Source organism: Sphingobium sp. VMM, from assembly GCF_056790315.1.
In genome coordinates this window covers 1-494 of the sequence record NZ_JBXGSI010000072.1, presented here as the reverse complement: position 1 = coordinate 494, position 494 = coordinate 1, and the positions used below count along the sequence as shown (strand labels likewise).

1 protein-coding gene is annotated in these 494 nt (G+C 64.2%); it reads left to right on the top strand.

Going from position 1 to position 494, the window contains the following annotated elements:
* Nucleotides 1-468, top strand: a 468-nt coding sequence (locus ACUCV3_RS27355; RefSeq protein WP_482241481.1) for an integrase core domain-containing protein, incomplete at its 5' end; no start/stop codon positions are given.
* Nucleotides 469-494 lie beyond the last annotated feature (26 nt).

The window sequence follows — 494 nt, the reverse complement described above, 5'->3', positions numbered from 1 at the left end:
AACGACTACACGCGGGAATGCCTGGCGCTGGTGGCCGACACGTCGCTGTCGGGTGTGCGGGTCGCGCGGGAGCTGACGCGGCTGATTGGGATGCGCGGCAAGCCGCATACGGTGGTCAGCGACAACGGCACCGAGCTGACCTCGTCGGCCATCCTGCGCTGGTCGCAGGAACGGCGGGTCGAGTGGCATTACATCGCACCCGGCAAGCCGATGCAAAACGGCTTCGTCGAGAGCTTCAACGGGCGTCTGCGCGACGAATGCCTCAACGAGACCCTGTTCACGTCGCTGCCGCATGCTCGCTTCGTGCTCGATGCCTGGCGGCACGATTACAACTACGTCAGGCCACACTCGAAACTGGGCGGGAGAACCCCCGCCGAGAAAGCCGGCCAACCTGTCCGGGGGCATGCCCCCGGACAGGTTGCCATCACCTCAACCAACCATCATGAAGGAGCCGGACTCTACCTCTGACTGGTGACAATCAGGGGAGCATGTCA